Below are 2,984 nucleotides of genomic sequence, written 5' to 3' on the forward strand. Positions count from 1 at the left end.
GTGTAGGGGGAGGCGGCGGGGCGACCGGAGGGGCCGCTGCGCAGCCCGCCCAGGCTGGCGCCGGCCAGCCGCACGCCGTCGGAGGGCCAGAAGCCGCTCAGGCGCACGGTGCGGGGGGTGATGTCGCCGTGCACGACGGGCGGGACGTCGTCGGTGCCGCGGTGCAGCTCGTGCAGGATCCCGGCGGTGACCGCCAGCACCGCGAAGCGCTCCTGCACGCCCGCGCCGGGGTCGTCGCGCAGCCAGTCGGCCACGGAGCGCCCGGCGGCCTGCTCGCGCACCGCGTAGCGCCACGGCGGGCCGGCGGTGGCGGCGCGCCCGGGCGCGTGCGGGGCGGCGCCGGAGAAGGTGTGGACGAGACCGGCGAGGCCGGCGTGGCGCACGCGGGTCAGGCCCCGGGCGCGCTCGCGCCACAGCTCCTCCACGGCGGCGTCGCGCTCGCCGCCCTCGCCGGGCCGCAGCGCGACGAGGGTGAGGAGGGCCTCGCCGGCGGGGGCGCGGTGGTCCAGCGCGTGCCAGGCCTCGTCGGCGCCGTCGGCCTCGCCGAGCAGCTCGTAGCGGTCGGGGTCGTCGCCGGGGCCCGCGCGGTGGCGGACCACCGAGGGCACGTCCGCCGCGGAGGTCAGCCCGTCGTCCGGCCAGCCCTCGGTCACCTGTGGCACCTCCGCGCCTCGGCGGTGCGGTTCGCGCACCGGGTTGGGCTGCCATGATGCCCCAAGAACTCACCCGTCCGGGTGAATCGCGCGCAGGCTCCTGCGCGCGGGCGCCGGTGGGCGCCCGCGGCGCCCTCAGGCGGGCGGGCTCGTCACGGGCTGGTCGAAGACGGTCACGCGCGGCACCGGCCCGGTGTGGGCGCTGAGCTGCACGGCGGCGTGCTGGCCGGTGCAGGCCTGCGCCAGGCGCGAGGAGCCGACGTCGCGGGTGAGGACGTTGACGTTGCCGTAGCCGCAGGTGACGCCGGCCAGCTCGCCGGCGGCGGGGTCCCACCAGGCGCCGGTGGACATCTGCACCACGCCGCGGCGCACGTCGGGGGAGACCACGAGCCCGCCCAGGCAGCTGCCGCGCCGGCTGCGCAGCACGACGACCTGCCCGTCGGCCAGGCCGCGCTCGGCCGCGTCCTCGGGGTGCACGCGCACCGGTTCGCGCCCGGCGACCTTGCCGGCCTGCGAGTGCGCGCCGTGGTCGAGCTGGCTGTGCAGGCGGGTGGCGGGGTTGTTCGCCACCAGCCACAGCGGGAACTCCTCGTCGGGCGCCTCGTCGGTGGGCAGGTGCACGGGGTGCCCGGGGCAGTCCTCGTAGCCGAAGGACTCCACGGCGGGCGAGTGCAGCTCGATGCGGCCGCTGGGGGTGCGCAGCGGGAAGCGGGCGGGGTCGGCGCGGAAGGAGGCGAACATGACCTTCTCCCCCTCCTCGTCGGGCAGCCGGAACTCCCCCGCCTCGCGGAAGCGCGCGTAGGGCGGGGCGTCGAGACCGGCGCGGGCGGCGGGGCCGGTGCGCCACTGCTCGTACAGGTGCTCCACCCACTGCGCGGCGTCGCGGCCCTCGGTGAAGCGCTCCCCCGCGCCCAGGCGCTGCGCCAGCTCGGAGAGCACCGCGTAGTCGTCGCGGGCCTGCCCGAGGGGCTCGTGCACGCGGCCCATGTGGATGAGGCGGTCGTCGTAGCGGGCGGCGCCGACGTCCTCGCGCTCCAGGGTGGTGGTGGTGGCGAGCACGACGTCGGCGTGGCGGGCGGTGGTGGTCCAGAACGGCTCGTGCACCACGACGGTCTCGGCGGCCTGGAAGGCGCGGCGCAGCCGCTGCAGGTCCTGGTGGTGGTGGAAGGGGTTGCCGCCGGCCCAGTGCACCAGCCGCAGGTGCGGGTACGTCTCGCGCCGGCCGTCGACCTCGTACGGCTCGCCGGGGTGCAGCAGGGCGTCGGCGATGCGGGCGACGGGGATGCGCACGCGCAGCGGGTCGGCGAACTGCGGCAGCGTGGGCAGCGGGTGGCTGCCGGTGCGGCGCCCCACCCCGCCGGTGGAGGCGTAGCCGTGGCCGAAGCCGCCGCCGGGCAGGCCGACCTGCCCGAGCAGGCAGGCGAACGCCACGGCCGCCCACAGCGGCTGCTCGCCGAAGCGGGTGCGGGCCACCGACCAGCTGACGGTGACCATGGTGCGCCCGGCGGCGGCGCGGCGGGCGAGGTCGCGGATCGTCGCGGCGGGCACCTGCGTGATGGCCTCGGCCCACTCGGGGGTCTTGACCACGCCGTCCTCGGCGCCCTCCAGGGAGGCCAGGAAGCGCTCGCCGCCCGAGCAGCAGCGGGCCAGGAAGTCCTCGTCGTGCAGGCCCTCCTCGACCAGGACGCGGCACATCGCGAGCAGCAGCGCGGCGTCGGTGCCGGGCACGGGCGCGATCCACTGCGCCTCCAGCTCGGCGGCCAGGTCGTCGCGCAGCGGGGAGACCAGGACGAACCGGGCCCCGCGGGCCTTGGCCCCGCGCAGCCGGCCGGCGACCTCGTGGCGGCTGATGCCGCCGCTGGCGACCTCGGAGTTCTTCGCGGGCAGCCCGCCGAAGGCGAGGACGAGGTCGGTGTGGGCCTCCACGCTGGACAGGGCGGTGGGCGAGAGCAGGGGTTCCTGGTTGCCCACGACGTGCGGCATGAGGACCTCCCCGACGCCGTGGCTGTACGTCCAGGAGGAGCGCACGGCCCCGCCCAGGCAGTGCGAGAAGCGGTGGACCTGGCTCTGGGCGTGGTGGAAGCGCCCGGCGCTGGCCCAGCCGTAGGAGCCGGCGAACACGGCGGTGGGGCCGTGCTCGTCGAGCACGCGCCGGTACTCGCCGGCCAGGCGGTCCAGGACCTCGTCCCACTCCACGGCGAGGAACTCGTCGCGGCCGCGGCGCGGGTCGGGGCCGGGGCCGTCCTCCCACCAGCCGCGGCGCACGTGGGGGCGCAGCACGCGCGCGGTGGGCGTGGCGGCCACGGGCACGTTGCCCAGCAGCGGGGAGGG

At 77.7% G+C, this 2,984-nt stretch carries 2 protein-coding genes; both read right to left on the minus strand.

Translation table 11 applies throughout. The features are described 5' to 3' along the window. On the minus strand, nucleotides 1-653 hold a 653-nt coding region (locus tag GTR00_RS18015; RefSeq protein ID WP_166612957.1), incomplete at its 3' end, for a hypothetical protein. A 135-nt stretch (nucleotides 654-788) separates the two neighbouring features. Continuing rightward, on the minus strand, nucleotides 789-2,984 hold a 2,196-nt coding region (locus GTR00_RS18020; protein ID WP_166612958.1), incomplete at its 5' end, for a molybdopterin-dependent oxidoreductase.

This window comes from Kineococcus indalonis (assembly GCF_009906395.1).
In the GTDB taxonomy this organism is placed as follows: domain Bacteria; phylum Actinomycetota; class Actinomycetes; order Actinomycetales; family Kineococcaceae; genus Kineococcus; species Kineococcus indalonis.